Below are 26,350 nucleotides of genomic sequence, written 5' to 3' on the forward strand. Positions count from 1 at the left end.
AAAAATGATGGAAATGAACAAAACTTTAACCATCTTATCTTATATGACTATGTATTTATATGATTATTATATCGGTTTTTCAAATTGACTACAAATATATATCGAATTAAATAGAATAAATTGTTTTATTAGCAAATTTTTCTATTTTTAACATTTTAAGCTCAATGATAGTCATATTAACTTGTTGTTTGTTATAATATTATAACTATTGTAATAGAGAGGGTGTCGTATGTTTCCGTTAGTTGAATTCTGCATTTCCAATATGGCTAAAGGTGGAGATGTAGTTTATGAAAAGTTAGAAAATGATCCCGATGTAGATGTATTAGAATACGGATGCTTACAAAATTGTGGTATATGCTCCGACGGCTTGTATGCACTGGTCGATGGTGATATTGTTGAAGGAGATACACCGGACGATTTGTTAAATAATATATATAAACATATAGAAGAAAATGATTTTACGAATTTATTATAGGAGGTTATGGCAATGCAAACAGTTATTTTAACTGAAGCGGCAGCATATGAAGTAAAAGATATGTTAGAAAGTAATGATATGCCTGATGGTTATCTTAAAATTAAAGTCAATGGTGGTGGATGCACAGGATTGACTTATGGTATGTCAGCAGAAGCTGAACCAGGTGAAAACGATGAAGTATTAGAATTCTTTGGTTTGAAAGTATTAGTAGATAAACATGATGCCCCAGTGTTAAACGGTACTACAATCGATTTTAAACAATCACTAATGGGTGGCGGATTCCAAATTGATAATCCAAATGCTATTGCTTCATGTGGTTGCGGTAGTTCATTTAGAACTGCAAAAGTTGCAGGTAATCCAGAAGATTGCTAGGCGATATGACGGTTTTAATCCAATAAATTAAATTTTTCACAAAGTAGACTATTGTCGCTTGAAAATATTGTGTAAAAGCTATAGAATTAAACTTGGATTAAATATTGTCTTTTCTGTGAACTTCACGAGATATAGCTTAAAGAAAAAAGACGTAATAATTACTGTGTTGACGTGGTTAAAAAGCAAGACTTTAATTAAAGTTCGTGTATTTTTAAGTATGTTACACTGGAGTTAAAATATTATGAAAGCTTAGGTGAAAACAATGGCTCAAGAACGTAAAAAAGTATTAGTTTTAGGTGCGGGTTATGCAGGTTTACAAACTGTTACTAAATTACAAAAAGAACTTTCTGCAGAAGAAGCGGAAATCACTCTAATTAACAAAAATGATTATCATTACGAAGCAACTTGGTTACATGAAGCTTCAGCAGGTACAATTAATTATGAAGATTTATTATACCCAGTTGAAAGTGTATTGAAAAAAGACAAAGTGAACTTCGTAACTGCGGAAGTTACTAAAATCGACCGTAATGCTAAAAAAGTAGAAACTGACAAAGGCATCTATGATTTCGATATCTTAGTTGTAGCATTAGGATTTGTTAGTGAAACATTTGGTATTGACGGAATGAAAGATCACGCTTTCCAAATTGAAAATGTTTTAACTACGCGTCAATTATCTCGTCATATCGAAGATAAATTCGCTAATTATGCAGCTTCTAAAGAGAAAGACGACAAAGATTTATCAATCTTAGTTGGTGGTGCTGGATTTACTGGTATCGAATTCTTAGGTGAATTAACTGATCGAATTCCTGAATTATGTAGCAAATATGGTATTGACCAAAACAAAGTGAAAATCACTTGTGTTGAAGCAGCACCTAAAATGTTACCAATGTTCTCAGATGACTTAGTTAACCATGCTGTAAACTACCTAGAAAACCGTGGCGTAGAATTTAAAATTGCTACACCAATCGTTGCTTGTAACGAAAAAGGTTTCGTAGTAGAAGTAAATGGTGAAAAACAACAATTAGAAGCAGGTACATCAGTATGGACTGCAGGTGTACGTGGTAGCCACTTAATGGAAGAATCATTTGAAGGCGTTAAACGTGGCCGTATTGTAACTAATCAAGACCTTACTATTGCAGGTCATGATGATATCTTTGTTATCGGTGATGTTTCTGCATTCATCCCAGCTGGTGAAGAACGTCCATTACCAACAACAGCTCAAATCGCAATGCAACAAGGTGAACATGTTGCTAAAAACATCAAACATATCTTAAATGGCGAAGCTAAAGAAGAATTTGAATATGTTGATCGTGGTACAGTATGTTCATTAGGTTCTCATGATGGTGTAGGTATTGTTTACGGTAAAGATATTACTGGTAAAAAAGCTGCATTCATGAAGAAAGTTATCGACACTCGTGCCGTATTTAAAATCGGTGGCGTAGGTCTTGCATTCAAAAAAGGTAAATTCTAACTTTTTATGATAAATGAAGCCTCCTTACTTAAAAGTTTGGAGGCTTTTTTGTATGCTTATATATAAATAATAGTTTTTACGACTATATAAAGAGTGGCTTTAAAGAGTATCACTTATAAAGGTAGTTGATTTGAATTAGTTATCAAAAGGAGATCGTATTATGAATATACATATTAATTCTACTAATCAAGATGACATGCAAACATTAATTATTGGTGTTCCTGAACATATGAATCAATTAAAAGATATTGTGTATCATGAACAATCATTAATAGATGACTTAAATGTATTAAAGAAAAATCATATTATACAGGGGGCAATTGGAAAACTAGCGACGTCAATAATCTATATTCAACAACAACCTAAACGTCTTGTTACTGTTGGATTAGGTAATGTTAAAGAATTAACTTATGCTGATTATTTAATCATTTGGGGAAATGTGTTTCAGTTTTTAAAACAAGAACATATCACAGAAGCAGAATTGTTACTAACCTCATTTTTAAGTCCACATATAGAAGAGGATGTAGTGACTAAAACGCTAGGTTTACAAAGTGAACAAGCCATTTATCAGTTTGACAATTATAAATCTGATAAGCGTGCACCTTATCAACCTGATTTATACGTAAATGTTGACCGTGACCTTGAGAAAATTGAAACTAACATACAAGAAGGTAGAACGATAGGAGAAGCAATTAATTTAGCGCGTGAATTTAGTCAAATACCTCCTAATCTATTAACACCACAATATTTTGCTGAGCTTGTCTTACAACGTTTTAAAGACTCATCTGTGAAGGTAGATATTAAAGATGGTCAGTCAATACAATCAGAAGGATTTGGATTGATACATGCAGTAGGAAAAGGATCAATGCACGAACCTAGAGTTATAACGATGCGATATGAAGGTGGTCGTAATAATGAGAAGCCAATTGTTTTAGTAGGAAAAGGTATTACCTATGACTCAGGTGGTTACAGTATTAAAAGTAAAACAGGAATGCAAACGATGAAATTTGATATGTGTGGCGCTGCAAATGTTGTTGCAATGATTGAGGTTGCTCGTCAATTAGCGTTACCCATTAATATTATAGGTATCATAGCTTCTGCTGAAAATATGATTATTGACAAGGCAATGAAGCCAGATGACGTTTATACCGCTTTAAGTGGTGAAACAGTTGAAGTACTCAATACAGATGCTGAAGGTCGTTTAGTATTAGGTGATGCTGTTGCATATGCAACTCAATTTCAGCCTCAAGTTATTTTAGATTTTGCTACATTAACAGGTGCAGCAATTGTAGCTCTGGGTGAAGATAAGGCAGCAGCGTTCGAATCAAATGCCAGAGAACAATTAAATACAATTTTAACCATTTCTAAAACTGTTGATGAACAAGTGTTTGAACTACCTATCACTAATACAGAAAGACAGTTAATTAAAAATAGTGATGTCGCCGACTTAGTCAACCATACAAATGGACAAGGTAAAGCCTTATTTGCCGCTTCATTTATTAGTCATTTTAGTGGTTCAGTGCCTCATTTGCACTTTGATATTGCAGGTCCGGCAACGACAAATAAAATGTCACATAAAGGTCCGAAAGGCCCAACAGGATATATGATTCCAACGATTGTTGAATGGTTAAAATCACTATAGTTATTAAAGGAAGCGCCTTAGCGCTTCCTTTTTTATTTTTTGAAAGGGTTATTTAAACCAGATTTCAATTTCGTATTGACTTTATAATATTGAGTTGCTATGATATTATGCATAAATGCTTTAGTTCGATAGAGTAGTAAAGGATGGTTTTGCGTATGATTAATGCAGTAGTGATTGCTGTTATTTTAATGATTATTTTATGTTTATGTAGGTTGAATGTTGTCATTAGTTTATTTATCAGTGCTTTAGTTGGTGGTATGCTATCAGGCATGAGCCTTGAAAAAGTCATTAATATATTTGGTAAAAATATAGTTGATGGTGCTGAAGTCGCACTGAGTTATGCATTATTAGGGGGATTTGCTGCTTTAATTTCCTATAGTGGTATTACCGATTACTTAGTTGGTAAAATTATTAAGGCCATTCACTCTGAAAATAGTCGACTTTCAAGAATTAAAGTGAAAGTGATTATTATCATTGCGCTTTTAGCAATGAGTATTATGAGTCAGAACTTGATACCTGTACATATAGCATTTATTCCAATTGTAATACCGCCATTATTAAGTCTATTCAATGATTTAAATATGGATAGACGTTTGATTGGTTTAGTTATTGGATTTGGTTTATGTTGGCCATATGTATTACTACCATATGGATTTGGTCAAATATTCCACCAAATTATTCAAAGTGGGTTCCAAAAGGCGCACCATCCTATCGAATTTAATATGATTTGGAAAGCAATGCTTATTCCTTCAATGGGCTATATTGTAGGTCTGATTTTAGGACTAATATACTATCGTAAGCCTAGAAAGTATGAAGAAAGAAATATTAATGATAGAGCAACTGTTACTGAACTAAAACCATATATATTAGTCGTAACTGTCATTGCCATTTTAGCGACATTTATAGTACAAACATTAACAGATTCAATGATTTTTGGTGCCTTAGCAGGTGTACTTGTTTTCTTCGTATCACGTGCATATAGTTGGTATGAATTAGACGAGCAATTTGTCGATGGTATTAAAATCATGGCCTATATTGGAGTGGTTATTTTAACGGCCAATGGTTTTGCTGGTGTTATGAATGCTACTGGAGATATTGATAGTTTAGTTAAAAGTTTAACTAGTATCACTGGAGACCACAAGTTAATTAGTATTGTAGTGATGTACATTATCGGATTGATTGTGACGTTAGGCATAGGTTCTTCATTTGCAACTATACCGATTATCGCCTCATTGTTTATTCCATTTGGTGCATCTATTGGTTTAGATACAATGGCATTAATAGCGTTAATTGGTACAGCTAGTGCCTTAGGTGATTCAGGTTCACCTGCAAGTGATTCTACATTAGGACCTACGGCAGGATTAAATATGGATGGTCAACACGATCATATTAGAGATACTTGTATCCCAAACTTTTTATTCTACAATATCCCATTAATTATTTTTGGTACGATTGCAGCCATGGTATTATAGTATAAAAAGAGGAGTGTTAGGTTGACCAATTTATTAGAAACATTTGAAATGAATGTTGAAATTGAAGAAGAAGGTAAAGTTGTCATTTCAATGCCAGTAACAGATAAAGTGAAACAACCATTTGGTTATCTACATGGTGGCGCAAGTTTAGCTTTAGGTGAAACTGCATGCTCGTTAGGTGCAGCAAACTTAATTGATACTTCTAAATATATTCCATTAGGTTTAGAGATGAATGCCAATCATATTCATTCTGTTAAAGAAGGTAAAGTCATTGCAATTGCCACCATTATTCATCAAGGCAAATCAACACAAGTATGGAATATTGAAATTAAAGATGACAATAATCAGTTAATCAGTATAATGCGAGGAACAATGGCTATTAAAGCCTTGAAATAAATAAAAGCTACCGTTTCGTTTTGAAGCGGTAGCTTTTATTTATTTTATGATGCGAGTTGTTTTTGTAGACGAATAAATGCTTGGTAAATTCTTTCTGATGCCTCTCTACCACCCATAATGTTTCTACCAAAAGGCCCTAGTTCTAAATCAGCTAAGCCTCCTGCTACGAATAAATGAGGTAACCATTCTAGTTCATGTGTTATGTCTGGAAAACCACATTGCGTAATCGGGGCGTTGCATTGTAAAACTAAATCTTGAATCATAGGTTGTGACATTACAGTATTTTCAAAACCTGTAGCCAACAAGATATGATCATAATACATATTGCCATTTGACGTAATGATATGATGATTTTTAATATCTTCAATCTCATTTTTATGAATGATTAAACGACCTTGGCTCATCTTTTTCTTTAATCGTAGGTATAATTCATGAGGCATCGAACCTTTATGACGTTCTGTTTGTATAATACGCATTCGTTCTTCAGAAGAATCAATATTTAAGAATGTGTTCATATTCTTGGGACCTAACCATCCTGGATCAGCGTCAAAGTCATGAATTTCAATATCTTTATTAAGCCATAAATGTATTGTTTTACTGTCATCATTATTAATTAATTTTAGTACTAAATGCGCAGCAGATATACCACTACCTACAACATGAGATGTTTGTTGTTCTTTAATTTGTGATTCTTCTTCATCAAAAATATGTTGAATATCAGGTTGCTGTTGAAACATTTCTGGAATGTAGGCACGATGATTACAACCATGAGCAATAATTAAATACTGCGTTGACATTATTCGACCATCATTTAATTCTAATTCCCATTGTTGTTGATGATTGCGATGTATATGCTTTACTGAACCTCGTATATGACTTTCATTCAAGCGATATTGATGGATGAGTTCATGGGTATGATGCATGAACATATCGCGTTGAGGACGTTTATAAGGTCCATAAGTAGCACCTGTATACTGATTTAATTTAGCATATTGTTTTAAATGAAATGGTTTTGGGTGTATATGGTGTACAAAAGGTGATCTTAAAAAAGGCATACTAATACGATGTGTATAACTATTAAATTGTTCGCACAATGTACGATAAGGATCAATAATCGTTAAATCTTTAGCGTCTAAACCAGCCTGTCTTAATTTTAAAGCTATCGTTATCCCTTGAATGCCACCACCAATAATTGTCCAATGCATACTATCAACTCTTTCCTAATTGTTATAAAACGTAATTATTTCGATTTATAAAATTGTAGCATATTCTCAGTATGAATACAATTTTCAAATAAAAGTGGTGTATGCCTCATTAAACTAAATGTAAACTTTAAATTGTGAAAAGTTTACATTATACTAAAATAAGTTGATGATTTTAGATATATTAAATGATTACTTTTTGTAGGAGGGGGATTTCTGATGACATTATCAGAACGAATTTTAAACAATGAGCATCTTTCTAAAGAAGAGTGGATACATATATTTGAAGATGAACATTTTGATACATTTGATTTATTACATGAAGCGTATAACATTAGAAAGCATTACTATGGGAAACGTGTTAAATTAAATATGATATTAAATGCTAAAAGTGGTATTTGTCCTGAAGACTGTGGCTATTGTGGTCAATCTAGAGAAATAAAGCAAAAACAAAGATATCGTTTGGTTGATAAAGAACAGATAAAAGATGGTGCCAATGTAGCGCAAGAACATCAAATTGGAACATATTGCATTGTGATGAGTGGCCGTGGTCCAAGTGATAAAGAAGTTACACATATTTGTGATACAGTAGAAGAAATTAAAAGTATCCATCCTCAATTAAAAATTTGTGCGTGTCTAGGATTAACAAATGAAGAACAAGCTGAACGGTTAAAAAATGCTGGTGTCGATCGTTATAATCATAACCTTAATACGAGCGAACGATACCACGACAATGTAGTGACAACGCATACGTATAGAGATCGTGTTAATACAGTTGAGATTATGAAACGACATCATATATCACCTTGTTCAGGTGTAATATGTGGTATGGGAGAATCAAATGAAGATATCATTGATATGGCCTTAGCATTAAAAAAGATTGATGCTGATAGTATACCTATTAATTTTTTACACCCGATTAAAGGTACTAAATTTGGAGATATGGATGAGTTAAATCCAATCAAGTGTTTAAGAATTATTGCGATGTTTAGATTAATCAATCCGTCTAAGGAAATAAGAATAGCAGGTGGACGAGAGGTGAATTTAAGGTCACTACAGCCCTTAGCCTTACAAGCTGCTAATTCAATTTTTGTTGGAGACTATTTAATTACTGGGGGACAACCCAATCAATTGGATTACGACATGTTAGAAGATTTAGGATTTGAAATAGATATAGTCAATAACGATAACTCATAAATTGATTACTAATAAAAAAGCCAACCGGTTGATGCATAACATCTCGGTTGGCTTTTTGTTTCTATAATTTTTTATCTTTTAAATCGTCTTTGATTTCATCTAGTTTAGTATTTTTACTGTACGGTGTTTTAATATTGTAGGCTGCTTTCATAATCATATGACTTGAAAGTGGACCAGTGATAAGAACAAAGATAATACCTATAATCAACTGCATATTTGTATAACCATCTTTGACAATAAAGTATAAAAAGGCCCCAAATAACAAACTCATTGCACCTAAAGTAGATGCTTTTCCTGCGGCATGTGCACGTGAATAAACATCTTCAAGTCTCAATAATCCAATAGCTGCTACTGCACTAATGAGTGCACCAATCATAATTAAGATAATTGAAATACTAATGATGATGGTTTCGATCATGTTCAATCACCTTACCTTTATCCATGAATTTTGAAAATACAGCAGTACCTAAAAAGGCTAAAATACCAACTAGTAGGATAACCACAATCATATATTTGATATCCATTAAAATACTAAAAAGAGCAATGACTGCCATCAACTGTAGTCCCATTGCATCTAAGGCAACCACTCTGTCGGCTAGAGAGGGGCCTAAAATAACTCTAACTAACATTGCTAGCATCGATAATACGACAATGACTAATGCAATAATTATTAATGTTTTGGTAATCATTATTGTTCGCCCACCTCTCTAACTACTTTTTCTAATGAAGATTTGATACCTTCTGTTTCTTCTTCAGTAGTACTAAAGTCAATGGCATGGATATAAATTTTCGTACGGTCATCGCTAATGCCAAGTACGACAGTACCTGGTGTTAGTGTAATGAGATTAGAAAGTAGTACTATTTGCCAATCCGTTTTCAAATCTGTGTGATAGACAAAAAATCCAGGTTTATTTGAAATATGTGGTTTTAAAATAATTTTCAACACATCTAAATTTGCCTTAATCAATTCTAATAAGAAAATGAAAACTAATTTAATCATTCTATAAATACGTACTAGATAAAACTTACCAGGCATCACACGGTGGAGTAGGTAAACTAAAATGAGACCAAATAGATAGCCTAATACGAAATTGTTAAGTGTATAACTATCAGAAATTAGTAACCAAATGATTGAGACTAATAAATTGATAACAATTTGGACTGCCATTATGATTTACCCCCCAATACGCTATTGATATAAACAGTTGGATCGTAGAATGTTGTTGCGCCTTCTTTAATGATAGGGTATAACACATCTGCTGATAAACCGAATATCACAGTAATAATCACAGCTACAATAGATACGGTAGTCATACCAAACGTATTTGCTTTAGTTGTGATGTCATACCCTTTCGGTTCTCCGAAAAATCCTTTTAAGAAAATTCTTATGACTGAATATAAGACAACTAAACTTGATAATAAGACAACGATACCAGTGATGTAAAAGCCTTTTTCAAATGTAGCTTGTACAATATATAGCTTTCCATAAAAACCACTTAAAGGTGGAATTCCGGCAAGACTTAAAGCAGCAATGAAAAAGGTCCAACCTAGTACTGGATATTGTTTAATTAAACCACCAAACTGACGTAAATCAGTAGTTTTAGTGATTTTATACATGACTCCAATGAGTAAGAATAGTGATGCTTTTACCAACATATCATGAATAGTGTAATAAATAGCACCTATCATACCTGCTTCATTCATCATAGCTACGCCAACTAAAATAACGCCAACAGCAATCATAATATTGTATAGAATGATTTTCTTCGTATCGTAGTATGCTATTGCGCCTACACAACCAAATATAATCGTCATAATAGCTAGGAATAAAATGACATAGTGAGAAAAACTTACTGTATTGTTAAAGAATAAGCTTAAAGTTCTAGCAATTGCATAAACACCGACTTTCGTTAATAACGCACCGAAGAATGCAATAATAGCGAAAGGTGGAGCATAGTATGCGCCTGGTAACCAAACATACATAGGGAAGACACCAGCTTTTGTAGCAAAGACAAATATAAATAATATAAATACAATGTTTACTAAGCCACTTTCATGTGTTGATAAATCATTTAAACGTTGACTAATATGCGCTAAATTTAATGTGCCTACTACAGAGTATAGTATTGCTACACCCATAACAAAGAATGATGACGATACAACATTGACTAGAATATACTTAATCGTTTCTTGTAATTGAATCTTTGTCGTACCAATAACTAATAAACAGTAGGATGACATTAAGAATACTTCAAAGAATACGAATAAGTTAAAAATATCACCTGTTGTAAATGCACCGATGATACCAATAAGCATAAACATAATAGAAAAATAATAATAAAACGTTTCTCTTTCAACACCAATAGATTGATATGAATATAAAATAATGAGTGCGGTAATGATAATACTCGTAATAATCAATAGGGCACTAAAAATATCTAATACAAAAACGATACTATATGGTGCTTTCCATGAACCTAATTCTAATTTAATAGGTCCGTCTTGTAAGACATTTTTTAAATTAAGTATTGCAATAATTAATGTAATCATTGTACCTGCTAATGCGACATAACGTTTGATATGCGGTCTTTTTCCAATGAAGACGAGTAATATTGCCGTCAGAATTGGTACAACTAAAGTTAGAGCTAACATATTACTCTCTGACATCTTCTGGAACTCCTTTCATACTTTCAACGTTATCTGTACCAAGTTCTTTATAAGTTCTAAATGCTAAAACTAAAAAGAAAGCAGTAGTAGCAAAAGCGATAACGATGGCTGTTAATATCAGTGCTTGTGGGATTGGATCAACATAGCTTTGCGTACCTTTTTCATAAATAGGTGCTTTGCCATGTTTTAATCCGCCCATAGTTATTAGAAATAAATTTGCTGCGTGTGTTAGTAGTGTCGTCCCCATAATGATTCGTATCAAACTCTTAGACAAAACGAGATAGACGCTGATTGCTGTGAGGATACCACTAACAAATATCATTATAATTTCCACTATTCGTTCTCTCCAATCGATAAAATAATAGTCATTACAGTTCCAACTACGGCACATAAGACACCGAAATCAAAGAATACAGCGGTAGTCATATGCATGGGCGCTAGCATTGGAATAGGTATGTCAAATGTGACATGTGTAAAAAAGTTGTTGGACATAAACCAACTTGCCATTGGAGTACCAACGCAAAATAATAATCCGATACCAATTAATATTTTAAAATCTATTGGAAAAATACGTCTCATTGTCTTGATATCAAAAGCAATAGCAATCACAACCAAGGCGCTTGAGAATAATAAACCTCCAACGAAACCGCCACCTGGTGTATAGTGACCTGCTAGAAATAGTGAAAAACCGAACATCATAACCATGAAGAAAATGATGACTGCTGTATATTGGAACATCAAATCATTTTTCTGTCTGTTCATGACGTTTCACCTCACTTGTTTCTGAACGATGTTGATGTTTCATACGTAATTTAATCATTGTATAAATACCTAAACCTGCGATACCTAATACTGATGATTCGAATAAAGTATCCATGCCACGGAAATCCACTAAAATAACATTAACCATGTTTTTACCTGAAGCAAGATCGTAAACATGATTTTGATAATAGTGAGTGATTGATTCGAAATGTCTATTACCATACGCAATTAGCCCTAAGATTGTAACAACAAGACCAACTCCAGCAGAAATTAAAGCATTTGTAACTTTAAATGATCGTGTTTCGTTGTAACGGTTAAGGTTAGGCAAGAAATAGAAACATAGTAAAAATAACGCGGTAGAAATTGATTCTACGACAAATTGTGTTAACGCTAGGTCAGGTGCCTTAAAGAATATAAACAACACTGAAACAGAATAACCGACAGCACTTAACATAATAATGCTAAATAAACGAGATTTAGCAAAGATAATTAAGAACGAGGCAATGACAAGCAATACAATAATACCTACTTCAAATATTCTAATGTGACTGACATCTTTAAAATTAATTGTGAATGGCACGCTTAATAAAATAACTGTAGTTAATAAAATTAATAAACCAAAGATAATCACAAGATTATTTCGAGAAGATTCAGTTACATAGCTATTTGTCATATTTTTAGAATACGTTGGCATTATTTTACCAGTACGATCGTACCAATAATTAAGTGTCAGTTGATTAGGTTGTGACTGTAATAATTTAATCCAATAAGCAAACGTTATGATGAGTATAATACCGACGATATAGATACCAATTGTAGTCATAAATGCAGGTGTTATACCGTGGAATAAATGGAACTCGGCATTTACTTGAGTCGTTTGACTCATTGATGTTGTCGCTGGTTCAATAATAGATTGTGTCAATATTCCTGGGAATAAACCCAAAATAATAACTAATATAGCTAATATTGATGGTGAAATAAGCATTAATATAGAAGCTTCATGAGCTTGTTGTGGTAATTGATTAGGTTTATATTCTCCAAAGAATATATGCATTATAAATTTAATTGAATAGACAAATGTAAAAATACTTCCGACAATTGCAAGTATTGGGAAGATGACGCCTAATGTATTAAGACTCATCACATGTGCGTGTGTTAACTCAATGACTGCTTCTAAGAATTTCTCTTTAGATAGAAAGCCATTAAAAGGTGGTACGCCTGCCATACTTAATGAAGTAATAACGGTGATTGTGAACGATATAGGCATAATAGTTAATAAACCACCTAATTTCTTAATATCACGTGTTCCGGTACTATGGTCAACAGCACCAGTAATCATGAATAACGCACCTTTAAACGTGGCATGATTAATTAAGTGAAACGCAGCTGCAGTAAAGGCGGCAACATAAAGTTGACTATCTTGACCTTCAAAATGATAGCTAACTGCGCCCATACCTAACATAGACATAATCATTCCAAGTTGTGACACAGTTGAAAAGGCTAGTATGCCTTTTAAATCTTGTTGTTTTGTAGCGTTTAAAGAGGCCCAAAATAAAGTGATTAGCCCAACTAATGTCACTGTCCAAATCCAACCTTGTGATACGGCAAAAATGGGTGTCATTCTTGCTATTAAATATAAACCAGCTTTAACCATTGTTGCTGAATGTAAATAAGCACTAACAGGCGTTGGTGCTTCCATTGCATCCGGTAACCATATGTAAAAAGGTACTTGAGCTGATTTAGTAAAAGCACCAATTAAAATGAATATCATAGCTAGGATAAAGAACGGACTGTTTTGTATTTCTGCTACATGTTGAATAATATAATGTAAACTAAATGAATCTGATGCAACAGAAAGTAAAATGATACCTCCTAAAAGGCTAAGTCCTCCAAAAACTGTGATGATTAACGACTTTTGAGCCCCATAAAGGGAAGCCTGTTTCTCTCTCCAAAATGAGATAAGTAAAAAACTTGAAAACGAAGTTAACTCCCAGAATAAATATAAGATAATAAGATTATCTGAAAGAACAACGCCTAACATTGCACCCATGAAAAGTAATAAATAACAGTAAAAATTCCCTAATTGTTCTGATTGGTTTAAATAACCAATGGAGTATAAGACAACTAAACTGCCGACACCAGTAATCAGTAAACTGAATAACAACCCTAAACCATCAACATAAAGGTTAAAATTCATACCGATATGTGGCATCCACTTAAAAGTTTTCATTACGGTATTACCTGACATAGTAGTCGTAATAAAAGATAAGAAATATATAAATAAGACGACGGGGACAGGTAATACAAACCAACCTATGTGAATTCTTTTGAAGAAGCGATATAGGATTGGAATAATGAGTGCAAATATTAACGGTAATAGTACCGCAATATGTAACAAACTCATTAAATTGTCCTCCTTTAAAAATGTTTATGATATTCATTATACATGAATCATATCATTCTGAAAAACGTCTGAACGCTTGAAATCAGTGAATTTCTATTACTGTTAAATAAGAAGAAACACGTCATTTTTTAATGAAATTTTTGTTTATATTGAATAGAATAATCATCTTTAAGCTGGTCTAAATTTTGTAATGAACGAGTTGCATGTGCGTCATTTTTTTCTTTTAATTGCGCCTCTAAATTTGTGATGGCTTGTTGAAGAGAATCTTCATATGACATTTTTTCGACATTAAAATCACGTAATTGTGAACGCTTAGCGTATCGTTTTTCATAATGGCTTAATGCTTTGCGTTCATGGAAAAATACACCTGTCGATTCATTAGGATTGTGTAAATCTCCTTGTTTAGGGTGTTTGATCACTTGTTCTACTTGAACTAAAACGTCGTCACCGTTATCTTCTTTAATTGATACACCGTAGCTTCCAGTCTTATGAGAAAATCGATATAACATGCTATATTACTTCCTTTCAAATGTGTTAATATATACGTATATCATAACATGAATGGAGAATTTTAATGACGAACTATCCGCAGTTAAATAAAGAGATACAAGAAGATGAAATTAAAGTTGTAATGCATACAAATAAAGGTGACATGACATTTAAGTTATTCCCTAACATTGCACCTAAAACAGTTGAAAACTTTGTTACACATGCTAAAAATGGTTACTATGATGGTGTAACTTTCCACCGCGTCATCAATGACTTTATGGTGCAAGGTGGCGATCCAACTGCAACTGGTATGGGTGGTGAAAGTATTTATGGTGGTGCATTCGAAGATGAATTTTCATTAGAAGCATTTAATTTATACGGTGCACTATCTATGGCTAATGCTGGTCCAAATACAAACGGTTCACAATTTTTTATTGTTCAAATGAAAGAAGTACCACAAAATATGCTAAGTCAATTAGCTGATGGTGGTTGGCCAGAACCAATCGTCAAAGCATATGGCGAAAACGGAGGTACGCCTTGGTTAGATCAAAAACATACTGTATTTGGTCAAATTGTTGAAGGTGAAACAACATTAGAAGACATTGCAAATACGAAAGTTGGACCTCAAGATAAACCTGTACATGATGTAGTAATCGAATCTATTGATGTTACCGAATAAGGTGACTGTTAGCATTTCACGATTCGTCAAATGTAATTATGATAATTTCAATTAAAACTAGATTAGAAACTTCACGTTAAAGTAAAATCACACTTTAATTGTGAAGTTTTTGTATGTTTGACATCATAGAAGTGTGCAACAGTTTATCAAAAATTTATTATAATCATCATAAGGATGAAAATTGTTTCAGAGAGTCTATTTCAAAATAATTCAAAAAATTCAACGTTATAGTTAGTCCATTAATTTGTTTTATGCTATGATAATAGTGTTAAGAAAAACGAAATAAGGGGTTATCAAGTTGAATAATCACTACAAAGAAGGTCAACATATTAAGGTACGTGTGACTGGTATTCAACCGTATGGCGCATTTGTTGAGGCCCCTGACCATACTGAAGGACTTATCCATATTTCTGAAATCATGGATGATTATGTCCATAACTTGAAGAAATTTCTATCTGAAGGACAAGTGGTAAAAGCTAAGATTTTATCGATTGATGAAGAAGGTAAACTCAACTTGTCTTTAAAAGATAATGATTACTTTAAAAATTATGAACGTAAGAAAGAAAAACAGTCGGTGCTAGATGAAATAAAAGAAACAGAAAAGTATGGGTTTCAAACACTTGAAGAACGCTTGCCGGTCTGGATCAAACGGTCTAAACGTACTATACGTCAAGAATAAAGTGACGTAATTATATTCGTTATATTTATACAAAGAATATAGGGATGATTTAAAACGATAGTATCTATTTTGTGATGGATATTATCGTTTTTATTTTGATAAAATTTAACAAATATACATCTTATAGAAAACATATTAATAAGTTTAATCATCATTCATTTAAAAACATGTATAAGCAAATTAATAGAGCATAAGATTTTTTCGTGTTATAGTCTCCATTATTATTAATCTGGAGGTAGAGTTATGAATAACAAATATAATTCATTATTTGACAGTGTGACATTGCCAAACGGCGTTGAATTAAAAAATAGGTTTGTTTTAGCACCTTTAACACACATTTCATCTAATGATGATGGCACAATTTCAGATGTCGAATTAACATATATAGAAAAACGTGCGAAAGATGTTGGATTAGCGATTAATGCAGCAAGTAATGTGAGCGATCTTGGTAAGGCATTTCCTGGACAGCCATCTGTAGCGCATGATTCAGACATGGAAGGACTTAAAAAACTTGCACAATCAATGAAGAAAAATGGTGCCAAAGCACTAGTTCAAATTCATCATGGTGGGGCTCAAGCATTACCTGAATTGACTCCCAATGGTGATGTAGCTGCTCCAAGTCCCATTTCATTAAAAAGTTTCGGTCAAAAACAAGAACATGATGCAAGAGAAATGACGTCAGAAGAAATTGAACAAACGATTAAAGATTTCGGTGAGGCAACACGACGCGTTATAGAAGCAGGGTTTGATGGTGTTGAAATTCATGGTGCTAACCATTATTTAATCCATCAATTTGTTTCACCATATTATAATAGAAGAAACGATGTATGGGCTGAGAATTTGAAATTCCCAATGGCAGTCATTGATGAAGTACTTAAAGCGAAAAAAGAATTTGCATCTGATGATTTCATTGTTGGATATCGTTTATCTCCAGAAGAAGCGGAATCTCCAGGTATTACGATGGATATAACTGAAGAATTGGTTAATGCAATTACTAAAAAAGATATAGATTATATTCATGTATCAATTATGGATATTTATTCTAAAACACGTGAAGGACAGTATGAAGGACAAAATAGATTAGAACTGATTCATAAATGGATTAACGGGCGTATGCCATTAATCGGTATAGGCTCAGTATTTACTGCAGATGATGCATTAAATGCAGTTGAAGATGTTGGCGTAGAATTAGTGGCTTTAGGGCGCGAGATACTACTAGATTATGATTTTGTCGGTAAGATAAAAGAAGGTAGAGAATCTGAAATTATAAGTTATTTTGATCCAGAACGTGAAGATAATCATGATTTACCGCCTAAATTATGGCAACAATTTAATAATGGTTTTTATCCTTTACCTAGAAAAGATCAATAATATAATTAAAGCTAGAAAATATCAGTTACCGATGATTATTTTCTAGCTTTTTACATAGGCTTTTATAGAATTTTTGATGAATTTTAAAATTAATAATGGCTGTCATTATAAGGTTTTTGAAGTACCAAAAGATATATTATGACGAATTTTTAAACTTTTACTTGTACAACATAGTGGGCATGTGTCATTATATTTGTAAGGGCTTTCAAAACATAGAATTTTAAGTAATAGGTGTTGTAATAAGAGATAGAAAAATTGCAATTTTAATAAAATTAGAAAATTTAGAAATATATTAATGTAATTTGTTTGAGAGCCACTAGAAATCAGTTATGATATTGGTAACTAGCTTTAGTATTTATTAAACAAAGGGGAGATATTATGACTAAGTCAGAACAAATTATTGAATTAACAAATCACTATGGAGCACATAACTATGTACCGCTTCCAATTGTCATTGCAGAAGCAAAAGGTGTATGGGTGACTGATCCGGAAGGTAATAAATACATGGATATGTTATCTGCATATTCAGCAGTAAACCAAGGCCATAGACATCCTAAAATTATTCAAGCACTTAAAGAACAAGCAGAAAAAGTAACTTTAGTATCACGTGCTTTCCATAGCGATAATTTAGGTGAATGGTACAAGAAGATTTGTGAATTATCTGGAAAAGATAAAGCATTACCAATGAATACTGGTGCAGAAGCTGTTGAAACAGCATTAAAAGCAGCACGTCGTTGGGCTTATGATGTGAAAGGTATCGAACCGAATAAAGCAGAAATCATTGCTTTCAATGGTAACTTCCATGGTCGTACAATGGCGCCAGTGTCATTATCATCTGAAGCCGAATATCAAAGAGGATACGGTCCATTATTAGATGGTTTCCGTAAAATTGATTTTGGTGATGTAGAAAAATTAAAAGCAGCCATTACTGATAATACTGCAGCTATCTTAGTGGAACCCATTCAAGGTGAGGCTGGTATTAATGTGCCACCAGAAGGTTATTTGAAAGCAATTAGAGAATTATGTGATGAACATAATATTTTATTTATAGCTGATGAAATACAAGCAGGGTTAGGCCGTTCAGGTAAGTTATTCGCGACTGATTGGGATAATGTTAAACCAGATGTATACATTTTAGGTAAAGCACTTGGCGGTGGCGTACTGCCAATTTCAGTTGTCTTAGCTGATAAAGAAGTTTTAGATGTATTTACACCGGGTTCACATGGTTCTACATTTGGCGGTAATCCATTAGCTTGTGCAGTATCATTAGCTGCTCTAGATGTTATTGTAGATGAAGACTTACCTGGTCGTTCATTAGAATTAGGTGAATACTTCAAATCTGAATTACAAAAAATTGAACATCCTTCTATTAAAGAAGTACGTGGTCGTGGCTTATTCATCGGAATTGAATTGACTGAAAATGCAAGACCATACTGTGAATCATTAAAAGAATTAGGTTTATTATGTAAAGAAACACATGATACAGTAATTCGATTCGCACCACCACTAGTCATTACTAAAGAAGAATTAGACCTTGCAATTGAAAAAATTAAACAAGTATTTAAATAAGTTCAAAAAGTTGTAACAATCATTTTGCAATCCCTTTAAAAAGGATAAAGTTGTGTTACAATAATAAATGAAAGCGAAATCATTAGTTAAAAAGAGGCGAAAAGGATCATGACTGAGAATAATAATTTAGTGACTTCTACTCAAGGAATTATTAAAGAAGCTTTGCATAAATTGGGCTTTGATGATGGTATGTACGACCTAATCAAAGAACCACTAAGATTTTTACAAGTACGTATTCCAGTGCGTATGGATGATGGTACAGTTCAAACATTCACTGGCTATCGTGCACAGCATAATGATGCAGTAGGTCCAACAAAAGGGGGCGTGCGTTTCCACCCAGATGTTGACGAAGAAGAAGTTAAAGCATTATCAATGTGGATGACATTAAAATGCGGCATTGTCAATTTACCATACGGTGGTGGTAAAGGTGGTATCGTTTGTGACCCTCGTCAAATGAGTATCCATGAAGTAGAACGTTTATCTCGTGGATATGTTAGAGCGATTTCACAATTCGTAGGACCTAACAAAGATATTCCAGCACCAGACGTATTTACTAACTCACAAATCATGGCTTGGATGATGGATGAATACAGTGCATTAGATAAATTCAATTCTCCAGGATTTATCACTGGTAAACCAATTGTACTTGGTGGATCACAAGGACGTGACCGTTCAACTGCACTAGGTGTTGTTATTGCAATTGAACAAGCAGCTAAACGTAAAGGCATGGATCTTAAAGATGCTAAAGTTGTTATCCAAGGATTTGGTAACGCAGGTAGTTTCTTAGCTAAATTCTTATATGATTTAGGTGCTAAAGTAGTTGGTATTTCAGATGCTTACGGTGCTTTACATGACCCTAATGGTTTAGATATTGACTATTTATTAGATAGAAGAGATAGCTTTGGTACTGTAACAAACTTATTCGAAGAGACAATCTCAAATAAAGAATTATTTGAATTAGACTGTGATATCTTAGTTCCAGCGGCGATTTCAAACCAAATTACTGAAGAAAATGCTAATGATATCAAAGCAAGTATTGTGGTAGAAGCTGCAAACGGACCAACTACACCAGAAGCAACACGTATTTTAACTGAACGTGGCATCTTATTAGTACCCGATGTTTTAGCTAGTGCAGGAGGCGTAACAGTATCATACTTCGAATGGGTTCAAAACAATCAAGGTTATTACTGGACTGAAGAAGAAGTTAATGAAAAACTACGCGAAAAATTAATTACTGCTTTTGATACTATTTATGAATTATCACAAAACAGAAAAATCGATATGCGTTTAGCAGCATATATTGTTGGTATTAAACGTACAGCAGAAGCAGCTAGATATCGTGGATGGGCATAATAACCTTTATAAATATTGGTTAAACCCATTTATATATATAAGAAAAACATTCACTCAATAATTATTGAGTGAATGTTTTTTGTCGTTTAATTTAAATCATTTTTTACTTGCTTTACGACTTTTAATATAGTTTCACTATCTTCAATATTTGGATAGTGAATCATTTGCTTGGCATTGGGATAAGGAGAAATCACTTTACAATCTTTCAATATTTCTGATGAGGAAGGTGTAGATTTAATCAATAGACGATTGTCGTATAAGCCACCAACCACAGTTTTATCAAAGTAAATGATATATTCTCCCATCATTTTACGAGTCGTAATATGGTCATCGTCAATGTATTTCATAAAACGATTGAGTGTATCTTCGGATGTTGCCATTTTTTTTCACAATCCTTAAATTAAATATAAATCTATCGTTAGTATACACAATGATTTATAATTATTGCTATTTTTGGTTTAAATTTTTGTACTTATCTGCGTAGTTAGTGAATACACCATCAACACCATAGTTATTTAAACGTTGCATATCTGCTTCTTCATTAACAGTAAATGGATGTATAAGGAATCCTAAATCTTTTAAATGCTTAGTATTTTTTTCATTTAAATCTGTATATTCAGGACCTACACCAACTGCATAAGACTTAATACGTTTTAAGTCTGCTTCACTTTGGAATGGCAACTCGCCTTTATCTAATAAACGGATTAAAGGAATATTAGGATTTAATTGTTTCATTTTTTGTAAACTAGGTTCAGAAAAGGATTGAACAATGACATGACCATTTTTGAGTGATTGATTTGTCAACATACCGTGTTTGTTTAAACTTTGAATTAATTGATTTTCCATACCTGGATAAACATCAGGAGATTTTGTTTCGATATAATAATTAGCATTTTTACCGTAACGACTTAAGATCTCATCCAAAGTAGGGACCTTTGCATTGTTATATTCAGATTGAGCTAGGTCTGGATGTTGCTTATTAAACCAACTACCGGCATCGAGTTTCTTTAATTCTGCTAAGGTATAATCTTCTACTCGTCCATGACCATTAGTAGTACGATTAACGGTTTCATCGTGCATAGCAACGAGGTGACCATCTTTCGTTCTTTGTAAATCAATTTCTATGTATGATGCACCTAATTCATTATGACTTTTATCATAGGCATTAAATGTATGTTCAGGCGCATAACCACTCGCTCCTCTATGAGCAATAGTCGTGTGAGCTTCACCAGTTAAATTTTTCTGCCATTGTGAATGACTTTGATTAGTATGATTAGGTGTTTGAGCTTGAGTTTGATTTTGAGATGAATCTGAAGTTTGAGTAGATTGACCATCTCCGCTTGCAAGTGCTGGTGTACTGACACTTAGCATAGATAAAGTGATTGTTGCAACTCCGACAGATACCCATTTATTTAATTTCAAAGTAATAACATCCTTTCAATTTGAGTGTTACTACTATCATGGCAATATTTTTAAATATGAGAAATAGAATTTACTGAATAATTAAATAACTCTCAAAGACTTAATATTCAATTCAAAATATATTAATAATTAACAAACTTTTTACATAGTTGAAGTTTTAAAAATATTAATAGTTTTGCTATGAAGTTTGAAATTAGCTTAATGCGATATATGTTTATATTTATCTGCATAGTTGGTGAAGACTCCGTCAATACCATAACGATTTAATCGTTTCATGTCGGAGATTTTATTAACAGTGAAAGGATGTATAATAAAACCTAAATCTTTTAAATAAACAGTGTTAGATTCATTTAGATCAGTATATTCTGGACTAATACATGTTGCGTAACTTCGGATATATTTTAAATCTTTATCTGTCAATTGTTCTAATTGGTGTTTTTTTAATAATCTAACTAATGGAATATGCTTATTTTGGTGATGCACTTTTAACAGACTATCTTCAGAAAAGGATTGAATCATAATATGACCATTGTTTAATGAGCTCTTATTTAATAAACCGTGCTTTTGAAGTGTTTGTAAAAGTTGTTCCTCCATTCCTGGGTAAACATTAGGTGATTTCGTTTCGATATAATAATTAGCTTGTTTACCATATCTTGATAGAATTTCATCTAAGGTTGGTACTTTGGCATTTTGATACTCTGGTTTAGCCATTTTAGGATGTAATTGATTAAACCGTGCACCGGCGTTAAGACCTTTAATTTGTGCAAGTGTTAAATCTTTGACTTTGCCATGTCCGTTAGTTGTTCGGTCAACAGAATCATCATGCATCGCTATGAGTTGACCATCTTTCGTTCTTTGTAGATCAATTTCAATGTATGAGGCGCCTATATCATAATGACTTTTATCATAGGCATTAAATGTATGTTCAGGCGCATAACCACTCGCGCCTCTATGCGCAATTGTTACAAATTTCTCATGTGTGGGATTGGTATGCCAATTTGAATGTTGACTAGTTTTGTTATTGAACTGTTCGGATTTAACACGGCTGTTTTGGAAGTGAGTATAAATAAACAGACTAATGAAAGACATAAATATCAAAAATAATGATAATAAAGTAATTTTAGGATGTTTAAACATAGATTGCCCTTTCTAATAATTTTTGAATACTTGATTATTATACTATAAGTTGATAGGCAATATAATTATAATTTAAAACAGTTGTCTTGATGTTTATGTTGGAAGATGTGAGGATTGGAGACTAAAACAAGGAGAGACAGTTTGTCTCTCCTTGTAAAATATATTATGAATTCATTAATTGTTGTGCAACTGATAGTTGGTGTTTAACTGCATCTTGACCTGTTGAACCATAACTCTTACGACGTTTTAAACAATTTTCAGGTTTTAAAAAGTCATAAATATCAGCTTCGATACTTTCATGATGTGATTGATAATCTTCTAAAGGTACATCGAGTAAATAAACACCCTTATTAATACAATCTAAGACGATTTTTCCAACAATTTCATGTGCTGTTCTAAATGGAACGTTCTTACTTACTAGATAATCCGCTAATTCAGTAGCATTTGAAAAATCTTTAGTAACTGTTTCATTTAAACGATTGGTATTTACCGTCATAGTATCTAGCATACCTTCAAATATTTTTAATGAACCTTTAATGGTATGAATCGCATCAAATAAGCCTTCTTTATCTTCTTGCATATCCTTATTATAAGCTAATGGCAACCCTTTGAGTGTTACTAACATACTCATTAAATGTCCTGTGGTACGTCCAACTTTACCTCTAATCAATTCAGCCATATCTGGATTTTTCTTTTGAGGCATGATGGAAGAGCCTGTAGAAAAGGCATCAGATAAAGTAATGAATTTAGCTTCATCTGTAGACCAAAAGATAATTTCTTCAGAAAATCTTGATAAATGAATCATAGTTAATGAGATATTATGCAAAGTTTCAACAATATAGTCACGGTCACTTACTGCGTCCAAACTATTTTCATAAACTGCACTAAAATTGAGTAATTTTTGTGTTTCATGACGATCAATAGGATGTGTTGTCCCACTTAATGCTGCTGCACCAAGAGGGGAGATATCGATTCTTTTCATACTATCTTGGAAACGTGATTTATCACGTTCTAACATCCAAAAGTAAGTCATAATGTGATGTGCAAATGAAATAGGTTGTGCACGTTGCAAGTGTGTATAACCAGGCATAATCGTATCGACATGTTGGTTAGCAATTGACAGTATTGTTTGTTGTAATGATTTAATTAATTCAATAATGCCATTTACTTCTTCTTTAGTATATAAATGCATATCTGTAGCTACTTGGTCATTTCTACTTCTTCCTGTGTGAAGTTTACCTCCAGCTTCGCCAACACGTTGAATCAGTTCATGTTCAATATTTAAATGAATATCTTCTAATGACGCTTTGAATGCTATTTTATTTTGATGTACGTCTTTTTGAATTGCTTTTAGCCCTTCGATAATTGTATGGGCTTCATCTTGACTGATAATATTTTGATTAGCGAGCATTGTAGCATGTGCTATACTGCCTTGTACATCTTGATCGATTAGATTTTGGTCGAAATCAATTGAAGCATTAAATTCATCAACCCATTCTTCTGGTTGTGCTTCAAATCTGCCTCCCCAAGCTTTATTACTCATTACTATAGCCTCCATGTAACATAGCATTGACTTGTGTTGGTAAACCATAAATATCGATAAATCCTACTGCAGCTTCTTGATTAAAGGCATCTTCTTTAGTGTAAGTCGCAAGTTTTTCATCATATAGTGTATATGGTGATTTTCTTCCATTTACAATCGCATTGCCTTTGAATAATTTAACTCTCACGTCACCTTCAACATATTGTTGTGTACTGTCAATAAATTGTTTAAGACTATCAGTCAATGGAGAGAACCATAGACCATTGTACACTTGTTCAGAAAATTGCTTTTCAATGACTGGTTTGAAGTGTGCCACGTCTTTAGTTAGGGTAATTGTTTCTAATGCTTTATGTGCTTTTAAGATAACTTCCGCACCTGGTGTTTCATAGATTTCTCTTGATTTAATACCTACTAATCTGTTTTCAACATGGTCAATTCTACCAATACCATGTTTACCAGCTAATTGATTTAAATAAAGGATTAAGTCATCTAAATTATAATCTTTACCATCGACTTGAACAGGTACACCATTTTTAAATGAAAGGATAATTTCATCAGCTTCATCAGGTGTATCTTCTAGTGCATTAGTTAAATCGAAGGCATCTTCAGGGGGAGCAGCATATGGATCTTCTAAAATACCGCATTCGTTAGCTCTACCCCATAAATTTTGATCGATGGAATAAGGTGAATCATAGTTAATAGAAACTGGAATATTATGTTTGATAGCATAATCAATTTCTTCTTCACGACTCCATGCCCATTCTCTTACTGGTGCAAATGCTTTTAAGTTAGGATTAAGTGCTTTAATAGCAACTTCGAAACGTACTTGGTCATTACCTTTACCTGTACATCCGTGAGCAATACCTACTGAATTTGTTTTTTCAGCAATTTCAACTAACTTTTTAGAGATTAGGGGACGAGATAATGCAGATACTAATGGATATGCATTTTCATACATTAAATTCCCTTTAATAGCATAGCTAACATAATCATCACTAAATTCTTTTGTTGCATCAATGATGTGACATTCTACAGCACCCATTTTTAATGCTTTGTCATGAACAAGGTCTAAATCTTTACCTTCTCCTACATCTAAGCAACAAGCGACTACGTCGTATCCTTTGTCAATTAACCATTGTACTGCAACGCTTGTATCTAATCCTCCGGAATATGCTAAAACGATTTTCTCTTTCATATTTACACCTCAAATTATTTTCAGAATTTTAATATAAATTCATCATAGCAAATTCTTGATGAAAAATAAACCATAAAACTACATAAATATACATTTTAGGTAAAACTTTTTAGAATAGAAATACATGTAATAGTTGGTATGCAGGCATTTTAATTAATTAATAATTTTTAGAAAATTGTATAAAGAAGGAAGGTTGTTTAAATGATTTAAGAAGATGACACTGAAAATTCACTTTTTGAATATAAAATAGAGACTTGTGAATTGAATAGCATATACAAACTTAGTAGAATTAAAGTAGTAAAACATAGGAGGCTTTTTAGATGACTCATATTCAATTAGATTATGGTAAGACTTTAGAATTTTTTGGAGAACATGAATTAGAACAACAAAAAGATATCGTGAAGACATTACACAAAACGATACATGAAGGAACTGGTGCAGGAAATGATTTCTTGGGTTGGGTAGACCTTCCAGTTGATTATGATAAAGAAGAGTTTTCAAGAATTGTAGAAGCTTCTAAACGTATTAAAGCAAATTCTGACGTGTTAGTTGTTATTGGTATTGGTGGCTCATACCTTGGTGCACGTGCTGCTATTGAAATGCTAACATCTTCATTTAGAACAAATAATGACTATCCTGAAATTGTTTTTGTAGGTAATCATTTATCATCAAGCTATACAAAAGAATTAGTAGATTATTTAGCTGACAAAGATTTCTCTGTAAACGTCATTTCTAAATCTGGTACAACTACAGAACCAGCAGTTGCATTCCGTTTGTTCAAACAATTAGTTGAGAATAAATATGGCAAAGAAGAAGCTAAAAAACGTATCTTTGCTACAACAGATAAACAAAA

General features: G+C 32.9%; 27 protein-coding genes. 13 read left to right on the forward strand and 14 right to left on the reverse strand.

Annotated features, from left to right (window positions below):
• Nucleotides 1-229: 229 nt before the first annotated feature.
• From ACZ267_RS08570 to ACZ267_RS08595, 6 genes are all read left to right on the forward strand, one after another.
• A complete protein-coding gene (locus ACZ267_RS08570; RefSeq protein WP_002466668.1) occupies nt 230-475 on the forward strand; it encodes a YuzB family protein in 246 nt (81 codons plus the stop codon).
• 12 nt (nt 476-487) lie between these two features.
• Entirely contained in the window at nt 488-847 is a 360-nt protein-coding gene (locus tag ACZ267_RS08575; protein ID WP_002466675.1) for a HesB/IscA family protein, read from the forward strand.
• Nucleotides 848-1,109: 262 nt separating this feature from the next.
• A complete protein-coding gene (locus tag ACZ267_RS08580; RefSeq protein ID WP_002450823.1) occupies nt 1,110-2,318 on the forward strand; it encodes an NAD(P)/FAD-dependent oxidoreductase in 1,209 nt (402 codons plus the stop codon).
• Between the two features lie 160 nt (nt 2,319-2,478).
• On the forward strand, nt 2,479-3,960 hold the full coding sequence (locus tag ACZ267_RS08585; protein WP_047210690.1) for a leucyl aminopeptidase family protein: 1,482 nt from the start codon (nt 2,479-2,481) through the stop codon (nt 3,958-3,960).
• Nucleotides 3,961-4,115: 155 nt separating this feature from the next.
• Nucleotides 4,116-5,432: a Na+/H+ antiporter family protein gene (locus tag ACZ267_RS08590; protein WP_002467043.1), complete on the forward strand. Its 1,317-nt coding sequence runs from the start codon at nt 4,116-4,118 to the stop codon at nt 5,430-5,432.
• 21 nt (nt 5,433-5,453) lie between these two features.
• Nucleotides 5,454-5,828, forward strand: a complete 375-nt coding sequence (locus ACZ267_RS08595) for a PaaI family thioesterase (RefSeq protein ID WP_002467045.1) — start codon at nt 5,454-5,456, stop codon at nt 5,826-5,828.
• 44 nt (nt 5,829-5,872) lie between these two features.
• Here the strand turns inward: ACZ267_RS08595 and ACZ267_RS08600 are convergent, their stop codons facing one another.
• Nucleotides 5,873-7,033 carry an NAD(P)-binding domain-containing protein gene (locus ACZ267_RS08600; RefSeq protein ID WP_079449050.1) on the reverse strand — a complete coding sequence of 387 codons (1,161 nt, stop codon included), beginning with the start codon at nt 7,031-7,033 and terminating at the stop codon, nt 5,873-5,875.
• Between the two features lie 216 nt (nt 7,034-7,249).
• Here ACZ267_RS08600 and bioB point away from each other — a divergent pair, with 216 nt between their 5' ends.
• The gene (bioB, locus tag ACZ267_RS08605) at nt 7,250-8,227 is read left to right on the forward strand and encodes a biotin synthase BioB (RefSeq protein WP_015365234.1); all 978 of its coding nucleotides are present in this window, start codon (nt 7,250-7,252) and stop codon (nt 8,225-8,227) included.
• 61 nt (nt 8,228-8,288) lie between these two features.
• On the opposite strand, the gene mnhG1 is transcribed toward bioB, so the two are convergent.
• The 8 genes from mnhG1 to kapB form a co-directional block, all read right to left on the reverse strand.
• The gene (gene mnhG1, locus ACZ267_RS08610; protein WP_002467261.1) at nt 8,289-8,645 is read right to left on the reverse strand and encodes a Na+/H+ antiporter Mnh1 subunit G; all 357 of its coding nucleotides are present in this window, start codon (nt 8,643-8,645) and stop codon (nt 8,289-8,291) included.
• Nucleotides 8,623-8,916 (reverse strand): Na+/H+ antiporter Mnh1 subunit F, encoded by a 294-nt coding sequence (mnhF1, locus tag ACZ267_RS08615; RefSeq protein ID WP_002450815.1) that lies wholly within the window; start codon nt 8,914-8,916, stop codon nt 8,623-8,625. Before mnhF1 ends, mnhG1 begins: the two co-directional genes overlap by 23 nt.
• Nucleotides 8,916-9,395: a Na+/H+ antiporter Mnh1 subunit E gene (gene mnhE1, locus ACZ267_RS08620; RefSeq protein WP_002467260.1), complete on the reverse strand. Its 480-nt coding sequence runs from the start codon at nt 9,393-9,395 to the stop codon at nt 8,916-8,918. Before mnhE1 ends, mnhF1 begins: the two co-directional genes overlap by 1 nt.
• Nucleotides 9,395-10,894 carry a Na+/H+ antiporter Mnh1 subunit D gene (gene mnhD1 / locus ACZ267_RS08625; protein WP_002467256.1) on the reverse strand — a complete coding sequence of 500 codons (1,500 nt, stop codon included), beginning with the start codon at nt 10,892-10,894 and terminating at the stop codon, nt 9,395-9,397. Before mnhD1 ends, mnhE1 begins: the two co-directional genes overlap by 1 nt.
• Nucleotides 10,881-11,228, reverse strand: coding sequence for a Na+/H+ antiporter Mnh1 subunit C (mnhC1, locus tag ACZ267_RS08630; RefSeq protein WP_002450812.1), 348 nt, complete (start codon nt 11,226-11,228; stop codon nt 10,881-10,883). Before mnhC1 ends, mnhD1 begins: the two co-directional genes overlap by 14 nt.
• Entirely contained in the window at nt 11,228-11,656 is a 429-nt protein-coding gene (gene mnhB1, locus ACZ267_RS08635; RefSeq protein WP_002467267.1) for a Na+/H+ antiporter Mnh1 subunit B, read from the reverse strand. Before mnhB1 ends, mnhC1 begins: the two co-directional genes overlap by 1 nt.
• Nucleotides 11,637-14,060 carry a Na+/H+ antiporter subunit A gene (locus ACZ267_RS08640; RefSeq protein WP_002467257.1) on the reverse strand — a complete coding sequence of 808 codons (2,424 nt, stop codon included), beginning with the start codon at nt 14,058-14,060 and terminating at the stop codon, nt 11,637-11,639. The genes mnhB1 and ACZ267_RS08640 overlap by 20 nt, the downstream gene beginning before the upstream one ends.
• Nucleotides 14,061-14,188: 128 nt before the next feature.
• Nucleotides 14,189-14,569 (reverse strand): sporulation phosphorelay system protein KapB, encoded by a 381-nt coding sequence (gene kapB / locus ACZ267_RS08645; RefSeq protein ID WP_002467262.1) that lies wholly within the window; start codon nt 14,567-14,569, stop codon nt 14,189-14,191.
• Nucleotides 14,570-14,634: 65 nt separating this feature from the next.
• Between kapB and ACZ267_RS08650 the strand changes: the two genes are divergently transcribed.
• From ACZ267_RS08650 to ACZ267_RS08670, 5 genes are all read left to right on the forward strand, one after another.
• Nucleotides 14,635-15,228: a peptidylprolyl isomerase gene (locus ACZ267_RS08650; RefSeq protein ID WP_002467266.1), complete on the forward strand. Its 594-nt coding sequence runs from the start codon at nt 14,635-14,637 to the stop codon at nt 15,226-15,228.
• A 298-nt stretch (nt 15,229-15,526) separates the two neighbouring features.
• Entirely contained in the window at nt 15,527-15,907 is a 381-nt protein-coding gene (gene ygs, locus ACZ267_RS08655; protein WP_015365232.1) for a S1 domain-containing post-transcriptional regulator Ygs, read from the forward strand.
• 243 nt (nt 15,908-16,150) lie between these two features.
• Nucleotides 16,151-17,278: an NADH-dependent flavin oxidoreductase gene (locus ACZ267_RS08660; protein ID WP_015365231.1), complete on the forward strand. Its 1,128-nt coding sequence runs from the start codon at nt 16,151-16,153 to the stop codon at nt 17,276-17,278.
• Nucleotides 17,279-17,656: 378 nt separating this feature from the next.
• Entirely contained in the window at nt 17,657-18,847 is a 1,191-nt protein-coding gene (locus tag ACZ267_RS08665; protein WP_015365230.1) for an ornithine--oxo-acid transaminase, read from the forward strand.
• Between the two features lie 108 nt (nt 18,848-18,955).
• Nucleotides 18,956-20,200, forward strand: a complete 1,245-nt coding sequence (locus tag ACZ267_RS08670; RefSeq protein WP_002450804.1) for a Glu/Leu/Phe/Val family dehydrogenase — start codon at nt 18,956-18,958, stop codon at nt 20,198-20,200.
• An 86-nt stretch (nt 20,201-20,286) separates the two neighbouring features.
• Here ACZ267_RS08670 and ACZ267_RS08675 read toward each other — a convergent pair whose 3' ends face one another.
• From ACZ267_RS08675 to ACZ267_RS08695, 5 genes are all read right to left on the reverse strand, one after another.
• Complete coding sequence (locus ACZ267_RS08675; RefSeq protein ID WP_002467131.1) at nt 20,287-20,580, reverse strand: TfoX/Sxy family protein; 294 nt, start codon at nt 20,578-20,580, stop codon at nt 20,287-20,289.
• A gap of 67 nt (nt 20,581-20,647) precedes the next feature.
• Nucleotides 20,648-21,571, reverse strand: a complete 924-nt coding sequence (locus ACZ267_RS08680; RefSeq protein ID WP_171991402.1) for a glycerophosphodiester phosphodiesterase — start codon at nt 21,569-21,571, stop codon at nt 20,648-20,650.
• 249 nt (nt 21,572-21,820) lie between these two features.
• Nucleotides 21,821-22,759, reverse strand: coding sequence for a glycerophosphodiester phosphodiesterase (locus ACZ267_RS08685; protein ID WP_019235844.1), 939 nt, complete (start codon nt 22,757-22,759; stop codon nt 21,821-21,823).
• A gap of 163 nt (nt 22,760-22,922) precedes the next feature.
• Nucleotides 22,923-24,302, reverse strand: coding sequence for an argininosuccinate lyase (gene argH / locus ACZ267_RS08690; RefSeq protein WP_047210695.1), 1,380 nt, complete (start codon nt 24,300-24,302; stop codon nt 22,923-22,925).
• Nucleotides 24,295-25,497 carry an argininosuccinate synthase gene (locus ACZ267_RS08695; RefSeq protein ID WP_002465521.1) on the reverse strand — a complete coding sequence of 401 codons (1,203 nt, stop codon included), beginning with the start codon at nt 25,495-25,497 and terminating at the stop codon, nt 24,295-24,297. Before ACZ267_RS08695 ends, argH begins: the two co-directional genes overlap by 8 nt.
• Nucleotides 25,498-25,817: 320 nt before the next feature.
• Here ACZ267_RS08695 and ACZ267_RS08700 point away from each other — a divergent pair.
• Nucleotides 25,818-26,350 (forward strand): glucose-6-phosphate isomerase (locus tag ACZ267_RS08700; protein WP_463680312.1); only part of this gene is annotated, 533 nt, incomplete at its 3' end.

It is taken from the genome of Staphylococcus sp. AC872 (assembly GCF_979255425.1).

What these genes read in the sequence shown, in the direction of transcription:
- mnhD1 (WP_002467256.1), bottom strand. Translation starts at nt 10,894, where the DNA reads ATGTCAGAGAGTAATATGTTAGCTCTAACTTTAGTTGTACCAATTCTG.
- ACZ267_RS08575 (WP_002466675.1), top strand. Translation starts at nt 488, where the DNA reads ATGCAAACAGTTATTTTAACTGAAGCGGCAGCATATGAAGTAAAAGAT.
- ACZ267_RS08585 (WP_047210690.1), top strand. Translation starts at nt 2,479, where the DNA reads ATGAATATACATATTAATTCTACTAATCAAGATGACATGCAAACATTA.
- argH (WP_047210695.1), bottom strand. Translation starts at nt 24,302, where the DNA reads ATGAGTAATAAAGCTTGGGGAGGCAGATTTGAAGCACAACCAGAAGAA.
- mnhF1 (WP_002450815.1), bottom strand. Translation starts at nt 8,916, where the DNA reads ATGATTACCAAAACATTAATAATTATTGCATTAGTCATTGTCGTATTA.
- ACZ267_RS08640 (WP_002467257.1), bottom strand. Translation starts at nt 14,060, where the DNA reads ATGAGTTTGTTACATATTGCGGTACTATTACCGTTAATATTTGCACTC.
- mnhB1 (WP_002467267.1), bottom strand. Translation starts at nt 11,656, where the DNA reads ATGAACAGACAGAAAAATGATTTGATGTTCCAATATACAGCAGTCATC.
- kapB (WP_002467262.1), bottom strand. Translation starts at nt 14,569, where the DNA reads ATGTTATATCGATTTTCTCATAAGACTGGAAGCTACGGTGTATCAATT.
- ACZ267_RS08680 (WP_171991402.1), bottom strand. Translation starts at nt 21,571, where the DNA reads ATGCTAAGTGTCAGTACACCAGCACTTGCAAGCGGAGATGGTCAATCT.
- ACZ267_RS08580 (WP_002450823.1), top strand. Translation starts at nt 1,110, where the DNA reads ATGGCTCAAGAACGTAAAAAAGTATTAGTTTTAGGTGCGGGTTATGCA.
- ACZ267_RS08660 (WP_015365231.1), top strand. Translation starts at nt 16,151, where the DNA reads ATGAATAACAAATATAATTCATTATTTGACAGTGTGACATTGCCAAAC.
- mnhE1 (WP_002467260.1), bottom strand. Translation starts at nt 9,395, where the DNA reads ATGGCAGTCCAAATTGTTATCAATTTATTAGTCTCAATCATTTGGTTA.
- ACZ267_RS08600 (WP_079449050.1), bottom strand. Translation starts at nt 7,033, where the DNA reads ATGCATTGGACAATTATTGGTGGTGGCATTCAAGGGATAACGATAGCT.
- ACZ267_RS08695 (WP_002465521.1), bottom strand. Translation starts at nt 25,497, where the DNA reads ATGAAAGAGAAAATCGTTTTAGCATATTCCGGAGGATTAGATACAAGC.
- bioB (WP_015365234.1), top strand. Translation starts at nt 7,250, where the DNA reads ATGACATTATCAGAACGAATTTTAAACAATGAGCATCTTTCTAAAGAA.
- ACZ267_RS08665 (WP_015365230.1), top strand. Translation starts at nt 17,657, where the DNA reads ATGACTAAGTCAGAACAAATTATTGAATTAACAAATCACTATGGAGCA.
- ACZ267_RS08685 (WP_019235844.1), bottom strand. Translation starts at nt 22,759, where the DNA reads ATGTTTAAACATCCTAAAATTACTTTATTATCATTATTTTTGATATTT.
- ACZ267_RS08570 (WP_002466668.1), top strand. Translation starts at nt 230, where the DNA reads ATGTTTCCGTTAGTTGAATTCTGCATTTCCAATATGGCTAAAGGTGGA.
- mnhG1 (WP_002467261.1), bottom strand. Translation starts at nt 8,645, where the DNA reads ATGATCGAAACCATCATCATTAGTATTTCAATTATCTTAATTATGATT.
- ACZ267_RS08675 (WP_002467131.1), bottom strand. Translation starts at nt 20,580, where the DNA reads ATGGCAACATCCGAAGATACACTCAATCGTTTTATGAAATACATTGAC.
- ACZ267_RS08590 (WP_002467043.1), top strand. Translation starts at nt 4,116, where the DNA reads ATGATTAATGCAGTAGTGATTGCTGTTATTTTAATGATTATTTTATGT.
- ACZ267_RS08670 (WP_002450804.1), top strand. Translation starts at nt 18,956, where the DNA reads ATGACTGAGAATAATAATTTAGTGACTTCTACTCAAGGAATTATTAAA.
- ACZ267_RS08650 (WP_002467266.1), top strand. Translation starts at nt 14,635, where the DNA reads ATGACGAACTATCCGCAGTTAAATAAAGAGATACAAGAAGATGAAATT.